The 19,615-nt window shown below is 60.2% G+C and carries 21 protein-coding genes and 1 tRNA gene; 13 read left to right on the top strand and 9 right to left on the bottom strand.

Annotation, left to right across the window (positions count from 1 at the left end):
* Positions 1-65: 65 nt before the first annotated feature.
* Genes NUX07_RS04785 through NUX07_RS04775 form a run of 3 tightly spaced genes read left to right on the top strand, consistent with a single transcriptional unit; the run spans position 66 to position 3,500 of the window.
* Positions 66-1,529, top strand: coding sequence for a hypothetical protein (locus NUX07_RS04785; protein ID WP_265529246.1), 1,464 nt, complete (start codon positions 66-68; stop codon positions 1,527-1,529).
* A 4-nt stretch (positions 1,530-1,533) separates the two neighbouring features.
* Positions 1,534-2,619: a glycosyltransferase family 87 protein gene (locus tag NUX07_RS04780; protein WP_265529245.1), complete on the top strand. Its 1,086-nt coding sequence runs from the start codon at positions 1,534-1,536 to the stop codon at positions 2,617-2,619.
* The gene (locus NUX07_RS04775; protein WP_265529243.1) at positions 2,616-3,500 is read left to right on the top strand and encodes a phosphatase PAP2 family protein; all 885 of its coding nucleotides are present in this window, start codon (positions 2,616-2,618) and stop codon (positions 3,498-3,500) included. Before NUX07_RS04780 ends, NUX07_RS04775 begins: the two co-directional genes overlap by 4 nt.
* Here the strand turns inward: NUX07_RS04775 and NUX07_RS04770 are convergent.
* On the bottom strand, positions 3,448-4,383 hold the full coding sequence (locus NUX07_RS04770; RefSeq protein ID WP_265529241.1) for a phosphatase PAP2 family protein: 936 nt from the start codon (positions 4,381-4,383) through the stop codon (positions 3,448-3,450). The two genes, NUX07_RS04775 and NUX07_RS04770, sit on opposite strands and share 53 nt — an antisense overlap.
* 85 nt (positions 4,384-4,468) lie before the next feature.
* On the opposite strand from NUX07_RS04770, the gene NUX07_RS04765 reads away from it, so the two are divergent.
* The 6 genes from NUX07_RS04765 (at position 4,469) to NUX07_RS04740 (ending at position 10,165) form a co-directional block, all read left to right on the top strand.
* A complete protein-coding gene (locus NUX07_RS04765) occupies positions 4,469-5,734 on the top strand; it encodes an O-antigen ligase family protein (protein WP_265529239.1) in 1,266 nt (421 codons plus the stop codon).
* 78 nt (positions 5,735-5,812) lie between these two features.
* Positions 5,813-7,342, top strand: coding sequence for a CpaF family protein (locus NUX07_RS04760; protein WP_265529237.1), 1,530 nt, complete (start codon positions 5,813-5,815; stop codon positions 7,340-7,342).
* A gap of 85 nt (positions 7,343-7,427) precedes the next feature.
* Entirely contained in the window at positions 7,428-8,231 is an 804-nt protein-coding gene (locus NUX07_RS04755) for a class I SAM-dependent methyltransferase (protein WP_407696160.1), read from the top strand.
* Positions 8,228-8,554 carry a TraR/DksA family transcriptional regulator gene (locus tag NUX07_RS04750; RefSeq protein WP_265529234.1) on the top strand — a complete coding sequence of 109 codons (327 nt, stop codon included), beginning with the start codon at positions 8,228-8,230 and terminating at the stop codon, positions 8,552-8,554. Before NUX07_RS04755 ends, NUX07_RS04750 begins: the two co-directional genes overlap by 4 nt.
* Positions 8,555-8,621: 67 nt before the next feature.
* Positions 8,622-8,993 carry a response regulator gene (locus NUX07_RS04745; RefSeq protein WP_265529233.1) on the top strand — a complete coding sequence of 124 codons (372 nt, stop codon included), beginning with the start codon at positions 8,622-8,624 and terminating at the stop codon, positions 8,991-8,993.
* A 53-nt stretch (positions 8,994-9,046) separates the two neighbouring features.
* Positions 9,047-10,165: an alpha/beta hydrolase gene (locus tag NUX07_RS04740; RefSeq protein ID WP_265529231.1), complete on the top strand. Its 1,119-nt coding sequence runs from the start codon at positions 9,047-9,049 to the stop codon at positions 10,163-10,165.
* Positions 10,166-10,188: 23 nt separating this feature from the next.
* Here NUX07_RS04740 and NUX07_RS04735 read toward each other — a convergent pair.
* Positions 10,189-10,263: transfer RNA gene (locus NUX07_RS04735), tRNA-Val, on the bottom strand.
* 87 nt (positions 10,264-10,350) lie between these two features.
* Entirely contained in the window at positions 10,351-10,728 is a 378-nt protein-coding gene (gene cpdR, locus NUX07_RS04730) for a cell cycle two-component system response regulator CpdR (RefSeq protein WP_265529230.1), read from the bottom strand.
* Between the two features lie 93 nt (positions 10,729-10,821).
* Between cpdR and NUX07_RS04725 the strand changes: the two genes are divergently transcribed.
* On the top strand, positions 10,822-11,664 hold the full coding sequence (locus NUX07_RS04725; protein WP_265529228.1) for an N-formylglutamate amidohydrolase: 843 nt from the start codon (positions 10,822-10,824) through the stop codon (positions 11,662-11,664).
* Between the two features lie 57 nt (positions 11,665-11,721).
* On the opposite strand, the gene NUX07_RS04720 is transcribed toward NUX07_RS04725, so the two are convergent.
* Positions 11,722-12,513, bottom strand: coding sequence for a SapC family protein (locus NUX07_RS04720; RefSeq protein ID WP_265529226.1), 792 nt, complete (start codon positions 12,511-12,513; stop codon positions 11,722-11,724).
* Between the two features lie 179 nt (positions 12,514-12,692).
* Here NUX07_RS04720 and NUX07_RS04715 point away from each other — a divergent pair, with 179 nt between their 5' ends.
* Positions 12,693-13,133 (top strand): hypothetical protein, encoded by a 441-nt coding sequence (locus tag NUX07_RS04715; protein WP_265529224.1) that lies wholly within the window; start codon positions 12,693-12,695, stop codon positions 13,131-13,133.
* 99 nt (positions 13,134-13,232) lie between these two features.
* Complete coding sequence (locus NUX07_RS04710; RefSeq protein WP_265529223.1) at positions 13,233-14,648, top strand: DEAD/DEAH box helicase; 1,416 nt, start codon at positions 13,233-13,235, stop codon at positions 14,646-14,648.
* An 11-nt stretch (positions 14,649-14,659) separates the two neighbouring features.
* On the opposite strand, the gene tgt is transcribed toward NUX07_RS04710, so the two are convergent.
* Positions 14,660-15,784, bottom strand: coding sequence for a tRNA guanosine(34) transglycosylase Tgt (gene tgt / locus NUX07_RS04705; protein ID WP_265529221.1), 1,125 nt, complete (start codon positions 15,782-15,784; stop codon positions 14,660-14,662).
* Positions 15,785-15,787: 3 nt separating this feature from the next.
* Entirely contained in the window at positions 15,788-16,705 is a 918-nt protein-coding gene (locus NUX07_RS04700; protein WP_265529219.1) for a DUF481 domain-containing protein, read from the bottom strand.
* 125 nt (positions 16,706-16,830) lie between these two features.
* Here NUX07_RS04700 and NUX07_RS04695 point away from each other — a divergent pair, with 125 nt between their 5' ends.
* A complete protein-coding gene (locus NUX07_RS04695) occupies positions 16,831-17,346 on the top strand; it encodes a pyridoxamine 5'-phosphate oxidase family protein (protein WP_265529217.1) in 516 nt (171 codons plus the stop codon).
* On the opposite strand, the gene queA is transcribed toward NUX07_RS04695, so the two are convergent.
* The 3 genes from queA to coaD form a co-directional block, all read right to left on the bottom strand.
* The gene (gene queA, locus NUX07_RS04690) at positions 17,330-18,367 is read right to left on the bottom strand and encodes a tRNA preQ1(34) S-adenosylmethionine ribosyltransferase-isomerase QueA (RefSeq protein WP_265529215.1); all 1,038 of its coding nucleotides are present in this window, start codon (positions 18,365-18,367) and stop codon (positions 17,330-17,332) included. The two genes, NUX07_RS04695 and queA, sit on opposite strands and share 17 nt — an antisense overlap.
* Positions 18,364-19,047, bottom strand: a complete 684-nt coding sequence (locus NUX07_RS04685) for a peptidylprolyl isomerase (protein ID WP_265529213.1) — start codon at positions 19,045-19,047, stop codon at positions 18,364-18,366. The genes queA and NUX07_RS04685 overlap by 4 nt, the downstream gene beginning before the upstream one ends.
* Before the next feature lie 79 nt (positions 19,048-19,126).
* Positions 19,127-19,615: a pantetheine-phosphate adenylyltransferase gene (gene coaD / locus NUX07_RS04680; RefSeq protein WP_265529212.1), complete on the bottom strand. Its 489-nt coding sequence runs from the start codon at positions 19,613-19,615 to the stop codon at positions 19,127-19,129.

The following is a 19,615-nucleotide window of genomic DNA, read 5'->3' as shown; positions in this document are numbered from 1 at the left end:
GGGGGCAGAAAGTTCTGATGGAGCATTCGATCGCGTCAATTGACCGGTCCCGATCCGGGAACTGGATGAGACTGCTTCTAGTCTTCGAGGGGCTGACAGCGGCCTTGTTTTATAGCCAATTCCATCTGAGCCACGACAACAGTTGGTATCTGATTGCGACGCGCCGCTTTATGGAAGGGGCTACGCTCTATGTAGATATCATTGAGCTAAACCCTCCGCTTGCCTTCTATCTGACGGTCCCCGGACTTTTCATTGCAGACTTCGCCGGGCTACCGGACAAGGTCGGGTATGTTGCATATGTCTGCATTCTTGCCACAATCTCGAACCTGTGGGCGATTTCGATCGTCAGACGCAGCGCAGTCGAGCCACTACGGAAAACGGTTCTTTTCGCTGCAGCGCCGATCGTAACACTGCTTTTACCGATTAGTGAGTTCGGGCAGCGTGAGCACCTGCTGATTATCGTCACTCTACCATACTTCTACCGGAGCGCGCTTTGCCAAACCGCGCCTAGCAGCCTCGTAGAGCGGATCGCTATCGGCGTGTTTGCTACCCTTGGCTTCGCATTAAAGCCCTATTTTTATGCTGCAGCGCTGACCGTAACGCTGGCGCGAACGTGGCAGGATCGCTCGCTTCGGCCACTGATCAGCGTAACCAATATCGTCATTGCTGCGATGACGATCGCCTACCTGGCGTTCGTATTCGTGATGCACCGCGAGTATGTCGATGAGATCGTGCCGCTGGCAACAGCCGTTTATCACAGCTACGGCTTCCCAATCTGGAAACGGCTAGCACAACCTGCATTTCTTGCAGTACCAGTCCTGTTGCTTTTCATAGTAGGCAAGCGGCGCCAAACAGATCAGACGAATTGGCTGTTTATCGCCGCTGCCGCGGGCTTCGTGCTGAGCTACTTCCTCCAATTCAAGGGGTGGAATTACCAGATATTACCCAGCGCAGCATACCTCTTCATTTCTGTTGCAATGCTGTCGGCCTGCAACGCGAAAGCATTGCGTGAGCGCCTAGTTTTGGCGGTTGCCGTCATGGTCGCCGTGCTTGGAACGTTGGGCCAGCAAATCATTCGTGGCCCTTATCGATCTACCACGCTTGCGAGCTTTGAACCTTTTGTTGAGCGAAGAGGGATGTCGATACTGGTGATCTCGTCGAACCTTTCCGCCAGCTTCCCTTTCGTGAACGAGGTCGAAGGTACCTGGTCTAGTCGGCTACCAGCACAATGGATTGTGCCTGGTGCTATTGCTGCCAAAGCTGCGTCGAATTGTTCTTATGATCGTCTGGAATGCTCGCGCTACGATGCTCTTCTTGCAAAGGCCCGCACGATCATGATCGAAGACTTTGTCCAATTCGAACCTCAAATCGTGTTTATCGATGAACGAAAGTCAAAAGACTATTTCGGTGGGCAGGACTTCAACTACCTCGATTTCTTAGCGCAAGACAAACGTTTCGAAGCAATCTGGTCCAGATATGATGAACTCGATCGCGGGGCAGGTTACAGCGTTTGGGCCAAAGGCGAGTAACGCAATGGAAAATAGTCTGAATCGCAAAACGTACCAGCGGCTGATTACTGCACTCTGCATAGTTACCGCAGTTCGGTGGGCTCTCTATTTGACCGGAGGCGGATGGGTGCCCGACTACGGGGTATTTTACGCTGCAGCGCAATTTGCATACACAGATCCATCGCTAATTTATGACGATTTCGCGATGCTTGAGGCGCAGGATTGGATGGAAGGAGTCGGTCCAAGGCCCTGGGCTTACCCACCATCAACTTTGCTTCTGTTTCTGCCCTTCGGATTGCTCCCTTTCTTAGCATCGTACTTCGCCTTCATGGCGTTTAGCATGTCTGCATTTTTTTGGGCGGCCAAACCATATGTGGAAAAAGCATGGCCGATTTTGCTTTGCGCTGACCCTGTGTTGTTCACGCTTTGGAGTGGACAAGTGACCTTCATTGTCGGCGCTTTGATTCTGAGCGGACTTACGAGGTTGCCGCATTTATCTGGTGGAATTTTGCTGGGGATAGCTGCTGCGTTAAAACCGCAACTATTAGTGCTAGCCCCACTTTGCATGATCGCAGGCGGTCACATTAAGGCTTTGATCGGATCACTAGTATCTGGGACTATAGTCGGGCTGTTATCATTCGTTCTCGGGATCGGACTTTGGTTCGATTGGCTAGAATCGATGCCCCGTTTCGTCGAGACGGTTCAAGGAATGGATATTCTCCATAGAGCGGTAACCCCAACTGGCTTCCTTTGGCATTTAGGCATTTCTGGTCCGGTCCAGTGGGCGGTAACGATCACCACTTGCTTGTTCACGGCTGTCGCGGCGTGGATGATTTTCCATACAACGCAAGATCCTCGAATTCGATTGGTCGCAATGATTGGCGGCGGCATCTGGTGGTCGCCCTACGCCATGAATTATGAATTGGCCATTTTATGTCCGGTGGCGGCGTATCTTGTCGCGAAGGCTTCGATGGTCCGGGCTGTGACTGGTATTCCTTTACTTTTCGGCCTCGGGTGGGTCGCCCCCCTTGCTAGCTTCTTCTTTACCGGGTCGAATCTTGTGCTCGAGTTTCTTAACGGCAGCAGAAGAAGAAGAAGTATTTTAGCATGAAATGGAGCGTTATCTGGACGATATTCTTGGTCAGTGCCGCGTTCGTTTTAGGCGGGCAACCAAACTGGCTTCAAGTATCGCTGTGGGTGGGTGTCACTGCTGCTGTAGCGGGCATATATGCTTTAATAAGATTGCCGTTTTCTTCGCCACGTGAGGTGATGAAAAACCTCAAAAAGCTAGGCATTGTGTACGCTTTGTCGGGCCTTGCCATTTCAAGTTACGCTACCGTCAAACATCATCTCAACCGCATCCCTTTTTGGGCCGACCCAATTTTAGCTGACGTAGACGCGTTCATTTTTGGCGCGGACCTTTGGACCCTAATCCCGGCATTTGGGACAGGGTGGACACACTTCTATCATCCGGCTTGGATTGCGGGAGTCATTTTCACGCTCGGCTACGCAACATTGCACCGAGAATATCTTTTAAGTCTGTTTTTTGTTGGATGGGCAATCGTAAGCCCAGCCCTTCACCTGCTACTGCCAGCGGGTGGGCCGATTTTCTTCGAGCGACTTGGATACGGCGATCGTTTTGCGGACATGCCATCGGTGGGCAAGACCCCGCTCTACGCAGATTATCTTTGGGAAGGTTACGTTCAAAATCAGGCCATAGTCGGAGGTGGGATTAGTGCCATGCCATCGATGCATATTTATACAGTGGCATGGGCGGTTTTAGTGTTTTGGAGAACACCATTTTTCTTCCCAGTTAGCTTGTGGGCTTCTATGATGTTCATTTTTTCCATAACAACTGGTTGGCATTACGCAGTGGACGGCATCGTCTCGATATTGGTGGTAGCCCTTTTTTGGCTGGTGCTAAGGAGATCGGCCGAGACTAAACTTCAACTTTCAGCGCATGAAGACAAACCTGCGCTATCCGCCAAATAGCCCATGCCACTACAGCGCCAATGATCCCGTCCACCGCGTAGTGCCAGCCGAGCGATACGCTGAGCGCGAAGGTTACGAGCGAGAAGATTAGTGCCGGCCAGAACCAGCGGGTTTTCCAGCAGCAGATCGTCATCCACGCCACTGTTGCGATATGGAGCGAGGGGACCGCGCTAATGCCGGCGCCGGGCGCGAACTGTCGCGCCTCATAGGTTCTCCACAGATAGTCGGCTATATTTTCAATCTCTTGCGGCGGAACCAAGGCGGCGAAGCGGTCGCCATAGCCTAACTCGTCATAGAAGATCGGGCCGCCCGCGGGCAGCAGGCAATGAATGAGCGGACCCGCCGACCAAACAGCGAAATAGGTCAGCAGCTTCGCCGATTTGTCCGCACTCGCGGGGCGTGACAATTGCCACAGGAGAACCGCAACGATGCCGGCAAACCAGCCGCGATGATAGAAGTCAGCAGTGATCGAATGGTTGAGCCATTCCAGATAACGCCATGGGTCGCCAAAAAAGATGATCGCGTCGAGATCGGCCAGCAACGGATCCGCCCAGAAGGGCACGACATGATTGAGCTGCGGCTTGATCGACATGAAGGCGACCATGTGCAAGCCGCCGAGCAAAACGCCCGCGGCGACGAAGCATGCGCGCTTCCAGTCCAGCGCCTTGATGCGCGCGATCGGCGCCTCTTCACCCGCCAGCATCATACGGACGATCTGGACAAAGCCGAAGGCAAGAGCGAGCGCACCGGCAAGGAGCATCCAATTTGGCAGCACGTAAAAAAAGGGCGGCGCGCCGCGAAAGCCCGCCAGGGGCATCAGCGCGAACGCAGCGGCCCAAGTGATCGCGGTGATAGCGAGCGAAGGCGCGAGCCAGCGTTCCATGCGCCCACCTTATCGGTCACAGTACCGATGTCACGCCCGTTTTTCCGGGCTGTTTCAAATCCACACGATTGCTATGGAAAGCGGCATGGGTGGGGGTTCTCAAGCAATCGACAGACGCGAAAGCGCGCTCGTCTTCCTGCTCGCCGCTGCTCCTGCGCTCACCGCGCTGCTGACGTTCGATCACGCCCAGCCGCGGTCGCTCGATCTGTTGCGCGAGTTTGCTTATCCGGTCCTGGTTGCCGAGCTCGTCGTTATCATCGCTGGTTTGATCAGCGGAGCGCTCGGCAGGGTTTTGCGCGCCATGCCGTCATGGGTGCAGGGCGGCTTGTTGCTGCTCTTTGTCATTATGGCGATTGCGGCGTCGCAGGCCGAGCCGATGCGGGCGTTTTCGTTGCTCAAGACGAGCGCGCTCTACCTGCATGTCCTAGCTGGATTGTCGCTCTACGGACTGGTCAAATATGACGACGCGCTGTCCGCGTTTTCGCTGCGCCTAGGACTCCTTTGGGGTGGCGCGGCCTTTCTGGGACTGGTCGGCATCTTCGCGATCGGTGCCATCGGACAGGAGGGCTTCAACTGGACCTATTTCGGCCTGGCGAGCCAGAATATCCGCAGCATTGCCAGTTACGCGATGGTGTTCGCCGCGCTCGGCCTGGGCGTCGCCGTCATTGCGCGCGGATGGGAGCGCTGGCTTGCCGTGCTCACTCTTGTCACCGCGCTGACGATCATCTTCTGGTCGGGATCGCGCGGCCCTGCGCTGGGATGGCTCGCGGCAATGGTCGTGGGCTTGTTTGTGACCGCAAAGAGCGACCGGCTCAAGCTTGTCGGCCTTGGCGTTGGCAGTAGCGTGGTCGCTGGCGGCATGGCCCTGCTGCTGCCCGTGCCCAATCCCTATTTCGGCCTACTTCGGCTGCTCGGGATCTCCGAGATGCCCGGCGCCGGCGATATCAGTTCAGGCCGTCTCGAGTTGTGGCGGCTCACCATCGAGAAAATCATCGACGGTCCTTTATTCGGTCACGGCGTGGCGCAATTTATCGCGATCGTCGATGCCCCGCGTCCGCAGGCCTTTCCGCACAACACGATGCTCCAATTCCTGTTCAATTGGGGCTGGATTGGCGGCGGTATCGCTATCGTGCTGCTGGCGGCCCTGGCACTTTACATCTTTCACAAGGCCCGCGAGGCGAAAACTCCCGCATTACCGGGGTTTCTGATCGTCATCTCGGTTCTCGCGCTGGGCATGATCGACGAGCCGTTTTACGACACGATGCCGATCTTCCTGTTCATGATCGGGTGCGTTCTCAGCCTCGGTGCCGCCCTTGAAACCGGTAAAATCGGGAAACCCGCAAAAGCATAACGCGCATTAAATTTTTCGAAGGGTTTTCGATCTATTCACCATTTTCAATCGCAACACACGCGGATGGGAATGAGTCGAATGAGCGCTTTTGGCAAACGTGGTAATGCTGCTGGCGGACGTCCGAGCTTCGGGACGGCCAAGCCCATGAAGGGCTCGGGCCTGTCGAATGCCGAGAAGAAGGACGAACAGGAATCCGGTGGCGACCAGTTTCCGCCTGTCGATGACCTTGCCAAGGACAGCGCGGTGCCCGTGGACGGCGCCAATGCGACCGCCAGCCTGGCTGCGATGGACAAGCTCAACGCGCGCATGAACGACGACCACGTTGCCGCAGATGACGGCGACGGCTTCGAAGCGAGCGTTCACAAGATCAAGGAACAGGTGCTGCCGCGCCTGCTCGAACGTGTCGATCCGGAAGCGGCCGCGACGCTCGGCAAGGACGAGCTGGCCGAAGAATTCCGCCCGATAATTTCCGAAGTGCTTGCCGAGCTGAAGATCACCTTGAACCGCCGCGAACAGTTCGCGCTGGAAAAGGTGCTGGTCGACGAACTCCTGGGTCTCGGCCCGCTCGAAGAGCTCCTCGCCGATCCGGCGGTGTCGGACATCATGGTCAACGGTCCCGACCAGACCTTCGTCGAACGCAAGGGCAAGCTCGAGCTTGCCAAGATCCAGTTCCGCGACGAAGAACATCTCTTCCAGATCGCGCAGCGTATCGTGAACAAGGTCGGCCGCCGCGTCGACCAGACCACGCCGCTGGCCGATGCCCGCTTGCAGGACGGTTCGCGTGTCAACGTGATCATCCCGCCGCTCTCCCTGAAGGGCACCGCGATCTCCATTCGTAAGTTCTCGGACAAGCCGATCACCATCGACATGATGCGCGGCTTCGGTTCGATGTCGGAACAGATGGCGACCGTGCTCAAGATTGCCGGCGCCTGCCGCATGAACATCGTCATTTCAGGCGGTACGGGTTCGGGTAAGACGACCATGCTCAACGCCCTGTCGAAAATGATCGACCCGGGCGAGCGCGTCATCACCATCGAAGACGCGGCCGAACTTCGCCTGCAGCAGCCGCACTGGCTGCCGCTGGAAACCCGTCCTGCAAACCTTGAAGGCCAGGGCGCGATCACCATTCGCGACCTTGTCATCAACGCCCTGCGTATGCGTCCTGACCGCATCATTCTGGGCGAAATTCGTGGCCAGGAATGTTTCGACCTTCTGGCCGCCATGAACACGGGCCACGACGGGTCGATGGCAACGCTGCACAGCAACAGCCCGCGCGAGTGTCTCGCCCGTATGGAAAACATGGTCATGATGGGTGACATCAAGATCCCGAAGGACGCGATTTCGCGCCAGATCGCTGACTCGGTCGATCTCATCGTGCAGGTCAAGCGTCTGCGCGACGGTTCGCGCCGCACCACCAACATTACCGAGGTGATCGGGATGGAGGGCGACGTCATCGTCACTCAGGAGCTCTTCAAGTTCGAATATCATGACGAGACCGCAGAGGGTAAGATCATCGGCGAATATGCATCGATGGGCCTGCGTCCGTACACGCTCGACAAGGCCAAGCAGTTCGGTTTCGACCAGCCTTTCCTCGAGGCCTGCCTCTAAAAGTTGGCGCGTTTGCGCTTGATCACAGGGAAATTCTCCCCATGTCGTGCCGGTCACGTCATGGGGAGAATCTTTTATGCGTAGTATGATGGCTTCGGCCTTTGTTCTGGCCGTCCTTACCGCTGCCTGCGCGCCGACCGAGGAAATGACCAGCAACAGCGCAGCCGCCGAAAACAGCGAAGACCGGTTGGCAGCTGCCGTCGCCGCGCCCAGCCGCAGCGCCGAAAATGTCGAACGCGACCAGTATCGCAACCCAGCTGAAACGCTCGCTTTCTTTGGCGTCCAGCCTGACGACATGGTTGTCGAAATCTGGCCGGGCGGTGGCTGGTACAGCGAAATTCTCGCTCCCTATACGCAGGCCGATGGCAGCCTGGCCCTCTACGCCTCCGAACGCGGGCTGGCGCGCATGCGGGCCAAGGCGGAAGCCGAACCATCGGTCTATACGAACGTCCTGTTTTCGCTTGCCAGCTCTCCCAGCGATCTCGGTACCATCCCCGAAGGCAGCGCCGATGTCGTGCTGACATTCCGGAACGTCCATAACTGGGCGATGGGCGACGAGCCTTATGCCGATGTCATGTTCGGCACGATGTACCGCATGCTGCGCCCGGGCGGGACGCTTGGCGTCGTCGATCACCGCCTACCGGAAGATCGGCCCGATGCCGACATGAAGTCGTCGGGCTACATGAAGCAGTCGACCGTCATCTCCTTGGCTGAAGCGGCCGGATTTGAACTGGTCGATACCAGCGAGATCAATGCCAATCCGCGCGACACGGCCGATCATGAAGCCGGCGTGTGGACGCTGCCGCCCACCCTTCGCACCGGCGATGAAAGCAAGCGCGCGATCGGCGAAAGCGACCGCATGACGCTGAAGTTCCGCAAGCCCGAATGACGCCTGAAGAGGCGCGCACCAAACTCCTCGAACGCCGCCGAGCGCTCGAGGAGGAAGCGCGTCTCGATGACGACGGCCGTAAGCCGGTGACGCTCGACCAAGAAAGCGTCGGGCGCCTTTCGCGCATGGATGCGATGCAGGTGCAGGCCATGGCACAGGCCCTGGAGCGGCGGCGCCAGTCGGAAAAGGCCCGCATCGATGCTGCGCTCACGCGGATCGAAGAGGGTGAATATGGTTGGTGCATCGCCTGCGGAGAAGCGATTGCGCCCAAGCGCCTCGCGCATGACCCATCGGTCGCGAAATGCGTGAATTGTGCTGATTGATTCGGGGTGGGAACCAATCTCTCGTGCGAACCTTTAATAGTCGACATGTCGAACAGGGGAGCATCGCGTGCCCGAACGTGACGAGCGGCAACGACGCCGACGGATTTTATTGGTTGAAGATAGCCCGGTTATTTCGCTGAGAACCGAAGATATGCTGACCGACGCCGGATTTTTTGTCGTCGGGCCGGCCTTCGATATCAAGCAGGCTCTAGACCTGGCGAAGGACGAACTGATCGATGCGGCCGTCATCGATCTCAACATTCGCGGAGAAAAGAGCTTCGAGGTCATGTCGGTTCTCGACAAGCGCGAGATCCCGTTCACCATCCTCTCCGGCTATGCCGACTGGACGATGCCCGAAGAATTCGAACCGCGCCCCCGGCTCACCAAACCGATCGACAAGGAAAAGCTGATCGAGACGGTTTCGCTCTTGGCCGACTAGGCTGCCCAATTGGCGGCTTGCGCCGCTGGTGCGAGCCTCTAGCGTGCTTTGTCATGCGCATCGTCACATCACTGTTGGCCGTCTTTGCCCTTGGCGCCTGCGGGCTGCCGACAATCGAGACACCGTCGGCCATCACGGCACCCTGCCCTGTCGTCGAAGAGGTGAGCGACAACGAGGCCGTCCTTTTCATGACGATGCGCCAGCCCGACTGTGCGCCCGGCAAACCGGCCCGTCTGACCGATCTTCGTGCCGATGCAGTGCGTTTTGGCGTGCGCCCGGTCGGCGCACACGACGATGGCGGCGCGCCTGTCTTTCTTCCCTATCAGCGATGGGAGGAAGAACTGGCCGCGCGCGGCGGCGGCAATCCGGCGCTGCTATATATTCACGGCTTCAACAATAATGCGCGCGTTTCGACGCAGGATGCGCGCGCCATCGCGCGGTCGATCGATCATAAGGGCGCGGTGGTGACGCTATTCTGGCCCACGCTTGCTGGGCCTGAGACCTATTATTGGTCAGTGACCAATCGCGACTGGACGCAGCCTTATGCCGATGCGCTGCTGCGCAACCTTGCCGCGCGGCACGAAGGCGTGATCCTGTTCGGCCACTCGATGGGCGCGCGCCTTGCGCTCGATGCCGCCATCGCGCTGGGTGAACGTCATCCCGAATGGCTGCGGAGGATCAACCAGATTATCCTCGCCTCGCCCGATATCGATCGATCCGACATGATCGGAAAGCTCAAGCGCCTCGCCGCGATCGAGGGCGTGCCGCCGGTGACGGTCTACGCGTCGACGCGCGACAAGATCTTACAGACTGCCTGGCTGACCAACGGCTATCCGCGCGGCGGTGATCTTGGCTCGACCTATCCCGGACTGCTGGGCAACGGGCCCACCCCGCCGCTCTATCCCGATCCGATCGCGGCCAACGTGACGGTCGTGGATACAAGCGAGGTCAGCCGGGGGCTCTCGGGTCATGCCGACTATATCTACAGCCCGGAGACCGCTGCCGATATTTGCCGAGTGGTGAACAGGATCGACCACGGAGACGCGCGCGTCCCGGCCAGGCGACCTGATAGCGGCCAGCAGGTGGCCGGCAGCGTCGTCCTTCGCAAAGGCGACGCGCCCTGCTTCGACCAGGCGAGCCGCGCGGCCGCGTGGCTCGAAAGCGTCGATTAAGTCACTGATTTAGGGGGAGGAAATGGTGGGCGTGGCAAGGATTGAACTTGCGACCCCTACGATGTCAACATAGTGCTCTACCACTGAGCTACACGCCCACATTTCCGGGTCCGGCCATCATCGAGAGGCCGTGTGGTGGAGGGCATTTAGGGGGTTATCCCCGCCTTGCCAAGACCTAATCGCGCCTAAAGGCGCCCATGCTGGTCTTCCGACTGGAACATGCGATCCACTTCGGCGACCAGGTCCTTCAGATGGAAGGGCTTCGAAAGCAATTTGGCTTCCGGCGCGGTCTTGCCGCCCTGCAGCGCGACGGCGGCAAAGCCGGTGATGAACATGACGCGGATTTCGGCGTCGATCGCGCTGGCTTTCTGCGCCAGTTCGATCCCGTCCATTTCAGGCATCACGATATCGGTAAGCAGCAGATCATACTTGCCATTTTCCAAGAGCGGTAGCGCCTTGGTGCCACAGTCGACGGATTCGACCTCATAACCAACGCGTTCCAGCGCCCGCGCCAGATATTCGCGCATCGACTTGTCGTCTTCAGCAAGAAGGATCTTGTACATGCCGATGTTATGCCGTTGCCGCGCCAATAATGAAAGTGTCGAAAAGCGCTTAACCATTTGCTGTCGCAAAACGGTACGCCTACGCTGGAGTGGATGTCAGAGACGCCGCTCCCCTCCCCGTCCGTCTATCCGACGGGTGCCGGATTGCCGGTCATCCTGTCGGTGCCGCATTCGGGAAGGGACCTTCCGGAAAGCGTTGCCAGGGCCGCGATCGGTGGTTCGAAGCCCATTCTCGGGCTTGCCGATCCGTTGGTTGATCTGCTCGTGGCACCATTGGTGGAGCGCGGTATTGGCGCCGTCATCGCGCGCGCGCCGCGCGGCGCCATCGACCCCAACCGCGCCACCGATGCGCTCGAACCCAATGCGGTAAAAGGTGCCGCGCCGCCGCCCCCGCGCAGTCGCGAAGCGAAGGGGCTGGGGCTCATTCCGTCACGCGGCCCGGGCGGGAGCCCGCTGTGGCGCGAACCGCTGCCGCGCGTGATCGCGCAAAGCCGGATCGCTGCCGCATGGCTGCCCTATCATGACGCGGTGGAACGACTGATAGACCAGGTTGCCGCGCGCCACGGCGGCGCCATCCTGCTGGACTGCCACAGCATGCCGCCGCGCCGTCGCGGCCTGCCGCCGGTCGTCATCGGCGATCGGCATGGCACGAGCTGTGCCGGCTGGGTGTCTGCCGCTGCCGCGTACGCGGTGCGCGCATGCCATTACCAATCTGCGTTCAATCATCCGTTCGCCGGCGGTGAAATCGTCCGACGCCACGGCGATCCGGATCGCAATATCCACGCCCTGCAGATCGAAGTGGACCGGAGCCTTTATCTCGACCGGTACCTGCGCGACGCAGGCCCCGGCTGGCGGCGCACCCAGATGCTCTACAGCGCGATAGTCGACGCCCTGCTGGCCGAATGGGACCGACACGGTCTTCGCGCCGCCGAATAGAAAAAGGCCCGCCGCGGCGTTTTGCCGGGCGGGCCCTTTTTTCAGATCGGCTGACGCTTAGGCGTCGGCGCCTTCCATCTGCTTGGCGTCGACCGGACCCTTGCCCATCTTCACCTGGCGGCCGAAGATTTCGCGGATCTGTGCAAGGCTGAACAGGTGCGCGAAAATCAGCGGCAAGATGCCATTCTGGTTGAGCTTGCGCAGCTTGTCGCCCGGCAGGTCGCGAAGCTTCTCTTCGTTGACCATCTGGAAACCGCGATAGACGAACGGCTTTTCGAGGCCCTGCGGCTGGATCGCGACTTCGCCGTCCATCAGCAGGTCGGCGTCCTTAAGTTCGTCCATGAACGACTTGGTGCGCTGGCCGGCGGTTTCGAACTGCTCGCAGAACTGCAGGATGTTCTTGGTGGCGTCGGTCGGCTGGCCATCAGCGAACAGCGCTTCGCCTTCTTTAAATTCGCCAATGCCACCCGAGGTCGGGTCGACGCACAGCGACAATTCTTCAGTGTCGGCGCGCAGCTTGGCGAGCATGAAGGGGTAGCGACGCAGGTACGCCGGCATATAGAAATTCTTTTCGACCGGCTTGCCGTTTTCGTCGAGGAAGGTGTTCACGCCTTCGTTGAGGCCCATCAGCGCAAGCGGAATGGGATCATCACCAGCCGAGAAAATAATCGGGTAGAAGCGCTGCAGCATGGCGAATTCATCCACCGTCGCGGGGATGGCATGCGCACTGGCCGCCTGGGGCACGCTTTCGAGCGTACGCACGTTCCAACCTGCGTGCTTTTGCGAATTGATCGGTTCAAGACCCTGATAAAGAAGGGGCAATTGCGGGCTCGGCGCCTGGCTCGCCATAAGAATAATCTCCCAAGGATGAAGCCGGAAATGGGGGTGCTCTTTCAAAACCCCGGCCCGACATGATTTAATCAGCGCTGCCTCTACGAATTGCAGCGCCGCCATGCAAGGGAAATTCATTTACGGTTCAAGACGTTCGTGCCAAAAGCGCGGCCAATTATGGAGCACAGTCCATGTTCATGACCGGGCTTTCGGCCCTGTTGCTGTCGACACTCGGTGTGCAACAGGCGGAAACGCCGCCAGAACCCCCCGCGCCCAAAGTGCGCCGCGTCATCGTACGCGGGCAGCTGGTCGTGCGTGTTCCGGTGCGCCCACGCTCCACAGCCGGCAGCACACCGGTCTATTACAATCTACGCGATGGACCGCGCTGCCTGTCGTCCCGCCAGATCGCGGGCGCCGCGATCTCTGGCCAGCGATCGGTCGACTTCCTGCTGGCGGATCGCCGCCGCATGCGCGTCGAAATGTCGAGCGATTGCCCCAGCCTCGATTTCTACGGCGGTTTTTATCTCCAACCCACCGACGACCGGCTCTGCGCCAACCGCGACGTGATCCGGACACGCATGGGGGGCAGTTGCAAGATCGAGAAATTCCACCTTCTCGAAGCGCGCGCCGCACAATAGTTCCGGCCAGCGCAAAACTTGACTTTCGCGCCCTTCGCAGGCAGGCCCCCGCACGTTGTTCGGGAGCGATGCTCCCACCCATTTTTTCCGGAATTTTGAATGAGTTTTGCCGTCCTCGGCCTATCTGATGAATTGCTTCGCGCCGTCGATGACGCGGGCTATTCCGAACCGACCCCGATCCAGAAGGGCGCTATCCCGCCCATCCTGATGGGCAAGGACCTGATCGGCATCGCACAAACCGGTACCGGCAAGACGGCCAGCTTCGTGCTGCCGATGATCGATATCCTCGCGCAGGGCCGCAGCCGTGCACGAATGCCGCGCTCGCTGATCCTCGCTCCGACGCGAGAGCTGGCGCAGCAAGTATCCGAGAATTTCGAGAAATACGGGAAATATCACGAAAAACTCTCGATGGTGCTGTTGATCGGCGGCGTCCAAATGGGCGACCAGGTCAAGGCGCTCGAAAAGGGCGTCGACGTCCTTATTGCGACGCCGGGCCGCCTGCTCGACCTGTTCGAGCGCGGCAAGATCCTGCTGACCGGCTGCGACCTGCTCGTCATCGACGAAGCCGACCGCATGCTCGACATGGGTTTCATCCCCGACATCGAAAGCATCTGCCAGAAACTGCCCAAGAACCGGCAAACCATGCTGTTTTCGGCGACCATGCCGCCGCCGATCCGCAAGCTGTCCGAGCAGTTCCAGAACGACCCGCGCACCGTCGAAGTCGCGCGCCCGGCCACGGCCAACAAGAATATCGAGCAGCGCCTCGTCAGCGTGTCCCCGCGCGGCAAGCGCGATGCGCTGAAGGACATTCTGAAGCAGGACGATGTCACCACGGCGATCGTCTTTTGCAACAAGAAGGTCACCGTGCGCGAACTCGCCACCAGCCTGAAGCGCAGCCGCTTCAAGGTCGGCCAGATCCAGGGCGATATGGACCAGAAGGACCGGATCGCCGAGCTCGATCGCTTCAAGGCGGGCGAGATCAATATCCTGGTCGCCAGCGACGTCGCCGCCCGCGGGCTCGACATCAAGGGCGTGTCCACGGTCATCAATTACGATGTGCCGTGGCATCCGGACGATTATGTCCATCGCATCGGCCGCACGGGCCGTGCTGGCGCGACCGGGGTCGCCTACACGCTGGCTACCCGCGCCGACGGTGATGCCATCGACGCGATCGAAAAACTCACCAAGCAGAAGCTCGGCAAGGGCGATGCGCCAAAGGCTGAAAAAGCGGACGAAGCCGACGACAAGCCGGCCAAGAAGAAGCCCGCGCCCAAAAAGAAAGCCGAGCCTAAGAAAAAGTCTGAGCCCAAGGCCGACAAGAAGCCAGCGCGGCGCGCGCGCAAGAAGAATGACGCGCCGATCGAGCATGTCGCTAGCGGGAATGGCAATGAGGAAGACCTTCCCGATCCGGTGAAGGCAACGCCCGGCATTCCCGCGCGTCTGCATCCCGATGTGGCCGATGATGACTGGTGCGGTCCGGTCCCCGCTTTCCTGTCGCGCGGCGTCGGGAAGTAGAAATCGGCGCGCTAACCAGCGCGATACTTATCGAGGAAATGCTTGCGGAAGGCCGCGAATCGGCTATCGGCGATCGCGCTACGCATGTCGGCCATCAGCGCCTGGTAGAACGACAGGTTATGCTCGGTCATCAGCATGGCACCGAGGATTTCGCCTGATCGTACCAGGTGATGCACATAGGCGCGTGTGTAGGTGCCGCATGTCGGGCACGCACATTCGGGATCGAGCGGCGACTGGTCTTCGGCAAAGCGCGCATTGCGAATGTTGATCGGGCCCGTGCGTGTAAACGCCTGCCCCGTGCGACCCGAACGCGTCGGCAGCACGCAATCGAACATATCGATCCCGCGCGCTACCGCTTCGACCAGATCGTCGGGTTTGCCCACGCCCATCAGGTAGCGCGGCCTGTCGGCGGGCAGTTGGCCAGGCGCAAAATCGAGGCAGCCCAGCATCGCTTCATGCCCCTCGCCCACCGCGAGGCCGCCCACGGCATAGCCGTCGAACCCGATGTCGATCAGCGCGTCGGCGCTTTCCTTGCGCAGTTTTTCGTCGAGTACGCCTTGCTGGATGCCGAAGATGGCGGCGCGCTGCGCATGTTCACCCCCGCGGTCGAACTCGTCGCGGCTGCGCCTGGCCCACGCAATCGATCGGTCCATCGCCTCGCGCTGCTTGTCCGCGCTCACGTCGGGCCGAACCAGCTCGTCGAATTGCATGACGATGTCGCTGTCGAGCAGGCGCTGCACCTCGATCGAGCGTTCGGGCGTCAGATGATGACGCGATCCGTCGAGATGGCTTTTAAACGTAACGCCGTCATCGGTGACTTTGGACAAATCCGACAGGCTCATCACCTGGTAGCCGCCGCTATCGGTGAGGATCGGTCGATCCCAGTTCATGAAGCGGTGCAGTCCGCCCAGCTTGGCCACCCGCTCCGCGCCGGGACGCAGCATCAGGTGATAGGTATTGCCAAGGATGATGTCCGCGCCGGTCGCCCGCACCGCCTCGGGCTTCATCGCCTTGACCGTCGCCGCGGTCCCCACCGGCATGAACGCGGGCGTACGGATATCGCCGCGCTGCATCGACAATGTGCCGGTCCGCGCCTTGCCGTCCGTGGCCGCGATCGAAAAGGAAAAGCGGGTCATTGCCTAGAAATCATACACCACGGTCACGCGCGTCAGCGTGTCGGTTTTCTCGGCACCCGCAGGCGGGTCGGTTTCGTGTTCGACGACATAGGACACGCGGGCGATCAAGTTGCCGCCGAGATCGGCTTCAAGGCCGGTGGCGGCGCGCAGGCTGGTCGAGCCGTCCTCGACCAGTGCCTCGGCGTCTTCGGTGAGGGCTAGCCGCTCACTGATGGTCCAGTCGAAGTCGAGCGCAGCGAGACCCGCTAGCCGCTCGGTGCTCGTGCCGTCGGTGAAATCGGTGTAGCGGAATGCCGGGCCGCCCTTTAGCGACAGGAAGACGCGATCCGTGTCGATCACGTCATAGCCAAGGCCACCCGAAGCGACGAGGCGGGTCGAGATGCCCTGGAAGCGATCGCGCTCATATTGGCCAAGGCCGTAGGCGTACAACCGTTCGGTGATCTTGTAGTTGGGCTCATAGGCGAACAGGAATTGCTCGCGCGTCGCCACGCCGTCGCTCTCCCGATAGTCGACGAGCGCTCCCAGCTTGTGGCGCCAATCGATGCCCTCGCGCTTGACCTTGAGACCTGCGGTAACGCCCAGATCGTCGCTGTTGCCCGATGACTGGAAGGCCCCCAGTTCGCCGCGCCCCGACCAGTTTTCAAGGATGCCGGCGGTGCGGATTTCGGCTTCTTTCTCGGCTGCGACCGCGGCGGCCTTTCCGGCCATTTGCTCCTTGGCACGTGCGGCTAGTGCGTCGATAGTCGGGCGATCGTCGGGATAGGTGGAACGCGCCAACGCAATTACGGTATCGACCTTCTTGGCATCGCCGGTGGCGACCGCGGCATCGATCAACTCTTCCACCGCAACCGGAAGTTCGGCTTGCGCCGCCGCAGGCATGCAGGAAAGCGTCGCGGCGAGCGCCACACATCGAAACATCATGGCAATATCCCTTCGCGCGCCGACCTATCGGCATCGCATTGCCGATGCAACGGGGCATGATCTCGATCAAAGCGCGAGGGCGGCAATCATGGTATTCAAGGCTCGCCCCAGAGAGGAGACCTAGCATGAGTATCGAACTTGCTACCTATTTGCTGCGTGACAATCGCGTCATGTCGGTTGCCACCATGATGGACAATGGCTGGCCGCAATGCACGATGGTTGCTTACGCCAACGATGGGATGACGCTTTATTTCGTCATCTCCAAGTCGGGCAGCAAATATGAAAATATCCAGCGCGATGCCCGGATCGGGATCGCCATCGGACACGACGTCCTGTCCCCGCGTAGCATCAAGGGATTGTCGATTGCAGCCTGCGCAAGCGAAGTCGAGGACGAGGCCGAACGCAGCAAGGCACTCAAGCTGCTGATGGACCGCAGGCCGCCGCTCGAACGGCTGCGGGAGCCCGGCAAGGACCGCGCTGCCGTCATGAAGGCCGAGCCCGAGCTGATGACCGTGATGGATTATTCGAAAGGGTTCGGCTTCTCGACCTTGCTGAGCTTTGGTGAAAATGGTGCCATCGAATCTGTCGATGAGCAGCCCTCCGACTGGGGCTACGGCGCCGAATTCAGACCGATCGAGTAGGCAGTAATAGCGAGGAATCGCCGTAGCTGTAGAAGCGATATTCGTGCGCGATGGCGTGCGCATAAGCGCGCTGCATCGTCTCCAACCCCATTAGCGCTGAGACCAGCATGAACAGCGTTGACCTCGGCAAGTGGAAGTTGGTCATCAGGCCGTCCACGGCGCGGAAGCGATAGCCGGGTGTGATGAAGATATCGGTGTCACCGGCAAAGGGCTGGATCATGCCATCCTTGTCCGCTGCGCTTTCCAGCAGGCGGAGCGGCGTGGTGCCGACCGCGATCAGGCGCCCACCTTTAGCACGCGCGGCATTGAGCCGCGCCGCGGTATCGGCATCGATCTGCCCCCACTCGGCGTGCATCTTGTGATCGTCGGTATCGTCGACCTTCACCGGCAGGAAAGTGCCGGCCCCGACATGCAGCGTCAGCGTCTCGCGCTTCACCCCCGCCGCATCCAGCGCGGCGACGAGGCGGTCGGTGAAATGGAGCGATGCCGTTGGTGCCGCGACGGCGCCTTCTTCGCGCGCGAACATGGTCTGGTAATCGTCGCGGTCGGCATCATCGATGCCACGCTTGGTAGCGATGTAGGGCGGCAGTGGCATGGTGCCGGCGCGCTCGAGCAAGAGTTCGACCGGCTCGTCGCCCTGAAATTCCAGCAGGATGGCGCCGCTTTCATCGCGCCGCTCGGCGATGGCCGTGACATCATTGCCGAAGTCGATAATGTCGCCGTCGCGAACGCGCTTGGCGTTCTTCACGAAGGCCCACCAGCCGCGCAGGCCTTCGCGCTTGTGCAGCGTCGCGCCGATCGTGGCATCACCGCGCTTGCCGGTCAGTTGGGCCGGGATGACCTTAGTGTCGTTGAAGACCAAGACGTCATCGGGCCCGAGCAAGTCGGGCAGGTCCATGACCTTGCGATCGGAAATGTCGCTGCCGTCGACCAGCAGCATGCGCGCGGCATCACGCGGACGGCACGGCCTTAGTGCGATCCGTTCCTGCGGTAACTCGAAATTAAAATCGGAAACCCTCATTCGGGTGTCGGGGCGCGTACCTCGTCCACGTCTTCCTGCGACACCGGCGCTGGCGTCGGCGGCGCCGGAAGCGGACCGCCGATCGTTGCACTGACGATGCGGGTCGGCTGCGCCGGCGGTTCGCCCGGCGCGATATTGTCGACCGCCTGCATGCCCGAGACGACGCGGCCGAGCACGGTATATTCGCGGTCGAGTGCGAAGCGCGGCGAGAACATGATGTAGAATTGGCTATTGGCGCTATTTTGCGCAGCCTGCTGCTGTTCGGGCGTCGCGCCCTGCGGTGCGCCTTCGCGCGCCATCGCGAAAGCACCGCGAAGATGCGGCAGGCGATTGAATTCGGCCGGAAGGTCGGGAAGCTCCGAACCGCCCATGCCCGTCCCTTGCGGATCGCCTGTCTGCGCCATGAAACCCGGAACCACGCGGTGGAAGATCAGGCCGTCGTAGAAGCCGGCGCTGGCCAGCTGCTGCACGCGATAGACGTGCTGCGGCGCCGCATCGGGGCGCAGCTGGATGACCACCGTGCCGCCGTTGGAAAGGTTGAGCGTCAGCTTGTTCGCGGGGTTATTGGCGACCTCTTCGGGAACGATGTGCGTCATCAGGGGCTGTGCCTGATCCTGCGCAGCGGCAGGTGCCGCGCCCAAGCCGAGGGTGAGTGCCAAGAGAGCCAGTGACGTACGCATAAAATCCCTTCCAAAAATCGCATCTCGCCTAGCGCGGCGTTTCAGATTCGCCAAGTCACCTAGGCGGGGTTTGCTGAACCTAGCTTTGCTCGCCAGCAAGCGCCGCCGCGACGTCGCGGGCCACTTCAGCGGGTACGAACTTATCGATGGGGCCGCCATAGCGGGCGATTTCCTTGACCAGCCGCGAGGCAATGGGCTGCAACGACACGTCGGCCATCAGGAAGACGGTTTCGACGTCGTCGTTCAACTGCTGGTTCATGCCCGCCATCTGATACTCATATTCGAAATCGGCAACGGCGCGCAGCCCGCGCAGCACGAAGCTGGCGTTGTGCGCGACGGCGAAATCCATCAGCAGCGAGTTGAAACTGACCACCTCGACATTGTCGATGTCCGCCGTTTCGCGGCGTACCATCTCCAACCGTTTCTCGACGTCGAACATCGGCGATTTGGCCGAATTGGTCGTGACCCCGATGACGAGCTTGTCCGCCAGCGCGCTGCCGCGCCGAATGATATCGAGATGCCCAAGCGTGATGGGGTCAAATGTGCCGGGGTAGACGCCGATGCGCAT

The sequence above is a fragment of the Sphingomicrobium marinum genome (assembly GCF_026157105.1).
Lineage (GTDB): Bacteria > Pseudomonadota > Alphaproteobacteria > Sphingomonadales > Sphingomonadaceae > Sphingomicrobium > Sphingomicrobium marinum.
The sequence above is the reverse complement of the archived record's forward strand: the minus strand, read 5'-3'. Positions and strand labels throughout refer to the sequence as shown.